This window comes from Blastomonas sp. (assembly GCF_030373265.1).
Lineage (GTDB): Bacteria > Pseudomonadota > Alphaproteobacteria > Sphingomonadales > Sphingomonadaceae > Blastomonas.
In genome coordinates, this window is sequence record NZ_JAUCZC010000056.1 from 1 (window position 1) to 5,310 (window position 5,310).

Annotated in this window: 6 protein-coding genes; 4 read left to right on the plus strand and 2 right to left on the minus strand. The window is 65.6% G+C overall.

The window, feature by feature from the left end; translation table 11 throughout:
• On the minus strand, positions 1–362 hold a 362-nt coding region (locus QUV11_RS17070), incomplete at its 3' end, for a YbgC/FadM family acyl-CoA thioesterase (protein ID WP_300884226.1).
• A 161-nt stretch (positions 363–523) separates the two neighbouring features.
• On the opposite strand from QUV11_RS17070, the gene QUV11_RS17075 reads away from it, so the two are divergent.
• From QUV11_RS17075 to QUV11_RS17090, 4 genes are all read left to right on the plus strand, one after another.
• Positions 524–1,897: a class II 3-deoxy-7-phosphoheptulonate synthase gene (locus QUV11_RS17075; protein WP_300884228.1), complete on the plus strand. Its 1,374-nt coding sequence runs from the start codon at positions 524–526 to the stop codon at positions 1,895–1,897.
• Entirely contained in the window at positions 1,894–2,067 is a 174-nt protein-coding gene (locus QUV11_RS17080; protein ID WP_300884229.1) for a hypothetical protein, read from the plus strand. The genes QUV11_RS17075 and QUV11_RS17080 overlap by 4 nt, the downstream gene beginning before the upstream one ends.
• Positions 2,068–2,250: 183 nt before the next feature.
• A complete protein-coding gene (locus QUV11_RS17085; RefSeq protein WP_300884231.1) occupies positions 2,251–3,507 on the plus strand; it encodes a M20/M25/M40 family metallo-hydrolase in 1,257 nt (418 codons plus the stop codon).
• A complete protein-coding gene (locus QUV11_RS17090; RefSeq protein ID WP_300884233.1) occupies positions 3,504–4,043 on the plus strand; it encodes a hypothetical protein in 540 nt (179 codons plus the stop codon). The genes QUV11_RS17085 and QUV11_RS17090 overlap by 4 nt, the downstream gene beginning before the upstream one ends.
• A gap of 128 nt (positions 4,044–4,171) precedes the next feature.
• Here QUV11_RS17090 and QUV11_RS17095 read toward each other — a convergent pair.
• A partial coding sequence (locus QUV11_RS17095; RefSeq protein WP_300884235.1) for a PAS domain-containing sensor histidine kinase occupies positions 4,172–5,310 on the minus strand: 1,139 nt, incomplete at its 5' end.

Below are 5,310 nucleotides of genomic sequence, written 5' to 3' on the forward strand. Positions count from 1 at the left end.
GAATCGGTGACAGATTGGCCGCGTCGGATGACTCGTTGATGAATGATGCAGGCTGCGGCGCGCAAGCGCGTGATCTGGCTCACCACGACCAGATCGTCGTCCATTTTTGCCGGGCGCACGAAGCGCAGCGCCATGTCGGCCACGGCATAGACTCCGCCGCCCGCATCATGCGTCCCGCGCTGATCGACGCCGAGGCAGCGCAGCATGTCCGACCGGGCGCGCTCCAGATAGCGCAGATAATTGGCATGGTAGACGATGCCTGAAAAATCGGTGTCCTCGAAATAGACGCGGCAGGCGAAATAGTGGCTGGCGCCCTCGAACCGGCCGCTGAAGGGGATGATGTCTGGCGGGACGAAAACCATGCTTTCGCTTAGAGTCTTTGCGACATCAAAGGCAAGGGGCGCGAGTGTCTGGTGATCGTAAATGCCATTTGGATGCTGCATTTCGTGCCCGACATTGCTATGGGGCGCGGCCCGGCCTAAATTTGACGGCTGGATCTTGGATACGGTTTGGAGTGATCGACGTGGCGGCAAAATGGACACCGGATAGCTGGCGGACCCAGGAGGCGCGGCACATCCCGGCTTATCGCGATGCCGCTGCGCTGGCCGAGGCCGAAGCGACGCTGCGCAATTATCCCCCCCTGGTGTTTGCAGGCGAAGCGCGCAATCTTGAAAAGGAGCTGGCCCGCGTGGCCGGCGGCGAGGCGTTTCTGCTGCAGGGCGGCGACTGCGCCGAAAGCTTTGCCGAGTTCCACCCCAACAACATCCGCGACACCTTCCGCGTGCTGCTGCAGATGGCGGTGGTGCTGACCTTCGCTTCCAAACGCCCGGTGGTAAAGCTTGGCCGGATGGCGGGGCAGTTCGCCAAGCCGCGCTCGGCGCCGACCGAAAAGAAGGGCGATATCGAGATCCCGAGCTATTTCGGCGACAACATCAACGGCATCGAGTTCGACGCCGCGGTGCGGGAGCCCGATCCGCAGCGCATGGTGCGCGCCTATTCGCAGAGCGCCGCGACGCTCAACCTGCTGCGCGCCTTTGCCAGCGGCGGCTATGCCAGCCTGCAGCAGGTGCAGGGCTGGATGCACGATTTCATGGGCCGCAGCCCCTGGGCGGAGCGCTATGCGCAAACCGCCGACCGAATCAGCGAGGCGCTCGACTTCATGCGCGCCTGCGGAATCAGCCCCGATACCGTGCCGCAGTTGCAGGCGACCAGCTTCTACACCAGCCACGAAGCGCTGTTGCTGCCGTTCGAGGAAGCGATGACGCGGCGCGATTCGCTGACCGGCGACTGGTACGATACATCGGCGCACTTCCTGTGGATCGGCGACCGCACCCGCTTCGAAGGCTCGGCGCATGTCGAGTTCCTGCGCGGCATCGGCAATCCGATCGGCATCAAATGCGGGCCGAGCCTCAGCACCGATGCGCTTCTGGCGATGCTCGACACGCTCAATCCCGCGCGCATTCCCGGGCGGATGACGCTGATCAGCCGCTTTGGGCACGACAAGGTCGAAGCGGGCCTTGCCCCGCTGGTGCGCGCGGTGAAGAAGGAAGGCCATCCGGTCATCTGGTCGTGCGACCCGATGCACGGCAACGTCGTCAAGTCCGAGAGCGGCTTCAAGACGCGGCCGTTCGAGCGGATCATGGCCGAACTGCGCGGCTTCTTCGCGGTGCACCGCGCCGAGGGCACGCATGCCGGCGGCATCCATATCGAGATGACCGGGCAGAACGTCACCGAATGCACCGGCGGCGCGATCGCGATCACCGACGAGGCGCTGGGCGACCGCTATCACACCCATTGCGACCCGCGGCTCAACGCGGCGCAGTCGCTCGAGGTTGCCTTCGAAGTGGCCGAGATGCTCAACGCAGAAGTGGCGCTGACCACCCGCGAAGCAGCATGAGCGAGCGGCGGGTGATCGTGCAGCGCGAGGTCGTCCGCAACGGCGTCGGCTTCGGCAGCGCGTTGGCCATTGCGATCAGTTATACCGCGCACAACTCCGTGCTCTGGGCGATCATCCACGGGTTTTTTTCGTGGTTCTACGTTGTGTATTTCGTGCTGACGCGGGATTGAGGGCACGGGATTGATAAAAATCCTCCCCGGAACGGGGAGGGGGACCGCGCAGCGGTGGAGGGGAATCGGGGTTGTGTTGTGCCTGAGTTGTTGCACTGGCACGCTTCCCCTCCGTCAGCCCTTGCGGGCTGCCACCTCCCCGTTCCGGGAGAGGAACAGGTTCGACAGAAAAAAGGGGTTCGCATGGCTTTCCGGACATTCATCGCCGCGCTGGCACTCAGCGCCAGCTTCGCCGCTCCGGCGCTGGCGCAGGACATTGCCGCGGCCAAGACCGCGCTGGCAGGCGATTATGACCGGATCGTCAAAGAATTGATCACGATCACCGAAATCCCCGCGCCGCCGTTCGGCGAGCAGGCGAGGGCCGAGTATTTCGCCAAGGCGTTCAAGGACCTGGGGCTTGCCGAGGTGGCGATCGATGCCGAGGGCAATGTCACCGGGCTGCGCCGCGGCACGGTCGCGGCAGGCGGAGCCTTGGTGGTGGTCAGCGCGCACCTCGACACCGTCTTTCCCAAGGGCACCGATGTGACCGTGCGCCGCGAGGGCAATACGCTCAACGCGCCAGGCGTGGGCGACGATACCGTCGGACTGACCGGGCTGCTCGCCTGGGTGCGCGCGCTCAATGCCGCCAAGGTGCCCACCCGCCACGACGTGTTGTTTGTCGCTACGGTGGGCGAGGAAGGCCCCGGCGATCTGCGCGGGGTGCGGCACCTCTTCACCAAAAACCCCTACAAGGGCCAGATCGCAGCGTTCATTTCGGTCGATGGGTCAGACCCGTCGCGGATCGTCAACCAGGCGGTCGGCTCCAAGCGCTACAACATCGCCTTCACCGGCCCCGGCGGGCACAGCTATGGCGCGTTCGGGATCGTCAACCCGATGGCGGCAATGGCTGATGCGGTAAAGCGTCTTTACGAAACCGACGTGCCCGCCAGCCCGCGCACCAGTTTTGCCGCCAGCGTGGTCTCGGGTGGCACCTCGGTCAATTCGATCCCCGACCGGATCGAGCTTCAGGTCGATATGCGTTCGCCCGATCCCAAGGCGCTTGAGCGTCTCGAGAAGCGCTTCCTGGCGATCGTCGATGAGGCGGTTGCAGCGGAGAACTACGCGCGGTCGACCAATCTGGGCGAAGTCGGCGCGGAGAAGACCCGCATCGGAGACCGGCCCGCGGGCGCGACTGCGGACAAACACCAGCTTGTGGTCACCAGCCAGAAAGTGCTCGCCGAGCACGGCTTCCAGACGCAGTTGCTCGCATCTTCCACCGATTCCAACATTCCGATGAGCCTGGGTGTCCCGGCGATCACGGTGGGGACCGGCGGCGGCGGTGGCCGGGCGCATTCGGTCGATGAATATGTCAATATCGAGCGCAATGCGTTCATCGGCGGTCTGTCGTCGGGCATGGCGCTGCTGGTTGCGGTCGCAGATCTGGACTGGACCGCCAAATGATGCGCGCTGCCGCGCTCGCGACCGTCGCATTGCTGGCCGGGTGCGCCAGCCCCGTGGTGACGCGGATCGACAGCGCGGCGCCTGCACCCTTGCCCGCTGCAGCCAGCTTCACTCTGGTCGAAGCCCCCGGCGATCTCGCTCCGGCGCACCGGCAGGCGAGCCAGCTGGTCAGCACCGCGCTCAGCCAGCGAGGCTGGAGGGTGGCTGAAACGGGCGACTATCTGCTCTGGGTCTCGCTCGCCGACCGTCCCGCGACGGCTGCACTCCAGGCGGGCGACGATACCGGTAAGCCTGTAGCGGTGATCGGTCCTGCGCACGATCGCAAAACCGAGAGGGGCTGTGCACGGCGCGACTATCGCCTCGGCGTCCGCCTGACCCACCGGGTGACCGGCGAAGATGCCTATTCCGGATCAGGCGCAGAGTTTCATTGCAAGGCGCTGCTGGACGAAAGCTTGCCGCATCTGGTGACCGCCGCGTTGGGTGGGCTCGACGGGGCGCCGGGCCCGCAGATGGTAGAGCGCAAGGGAGTGCGCTGAGGCGTTAGTTACCGTCCTTCCCGCGAACGTGGGAATCCCGCTATCGCGCAAACGCATCACAGAAGCGGGACCCCCGCCTGCGTGGGGGTGACGAACTTGCTCTTGTCACAAAAACAGGCTTGAGCCTCTTACCCTTCCAGCGGGAGGGTGATCGTGAACACGGCGCCGCCTGTATCGCTGTTTGCGCCGGTGATTGCTCCGCCGTGCCGCGCCACCACCGCTGCGACATAGTTCAGCCCCAGCCCGATACCCTTGACGTCCGAACCCTGACCATCGCTGGCAAATCGCTGGAACAGCTTTGGCAGCACCACCGGGTCGATCCCCTTGCCCTGATCGGTGATGACGATGAGCAGGGACGCTTCGGCCACGCTGACCGATACCGAGACCAGGCCGCCGTCCGGGCTGTATTTCACCGCGTTGTCGAACAGGTTCACCAACGCGCGGAAAAGGCTTTCGCGCTCGGCGACGATGAAGGCGCAGTCGCTTGCGTCGCTGACCGCAATCTGGACTGCGCGCTGGCTGGCGACGGGCCACAGGCTGTCGGCGGCTTCGCTGGCTAGATCGGCAGCGATGATGGGTTCCGGCTGGAACGGGCGCTCGTGCATCCGGGCCAGATCGACGAAGGTGTCGGCCAGCGTCAGCGTATGCCGCGCGTGCCGGGCGATGCGGGCGCGATCAATCTTGCCGTCGCCCGATCCCACCAATGCCAGGATCGCCGCTTGTGGTCCGCGCATATCGTGCGACAGCAGCTGCAGCATTTCCTCGCGCTCGCGCCGCGCGTTGGCGATGGAGGTGATGTCGGTGAGGTAATCGACCTGTCCGCGCGGCTGGCCGCTGGCATCGATGATCGGCGCGCGGCGCAGCACGAAGCTGCGGCCGTCACGCGCGGCAAATTCGATATGCCGCTCGTCGGGGTCGGCGAGGTATGCCGCCAGCGCTGCCCCGCTGTCCGGATCGGCGAGCGCGGTGAGCAATTCTGCGCTTTCCTGGCCGGAAAGGGCCGTGCCGAACGCCGCATCTGCCGCCGCGTTGGTCAGCACCACTTTGCCCGTGCCATCGCTGACCAGTGCGGGATCGGGCAGCCCCGCCAGCGTGTCGCCGACAAAGCGCCTCAGGTCGCGCAGCTGGCCGATCGCGCCGCTCAGCCGGCGCGACTGGCCGGTGACCAGATCGGCATCGGCCAGTGGGGTGTCGCCGATCGGCAAGGCTTCCTCGCGTTCCAGCCGGGCAAGCTCGCCCGCCATATAGTCGCTGGTCGCCTGCAGCC

Excerpts from the sequence above, each read along its gene's own strand:
- QUV11_RS17080 (WP_300884229.1), top strand. The coding sequence starts at position 1,894 with ATGAGCGAGCGGCGGGTGATCGTGCAGCGCGAGGTCGTCCGCAACGGC.
- QUV11_RS17085 (WP_300884231.1), top strand. The coding sequence starts at position 2,251 with ATGGCTTTCCGGACATTCATCGCCGCGCTGGCACTCAGCGCCAGCTTC.
- QUV11_RS17090 (WP_300884233.1), top strand. The coding sequence starts at position 3,504 with ATGATGCGCGCTGCCGCGCTCGCGACCGTCGCATTGCTGGCCGGGTGC.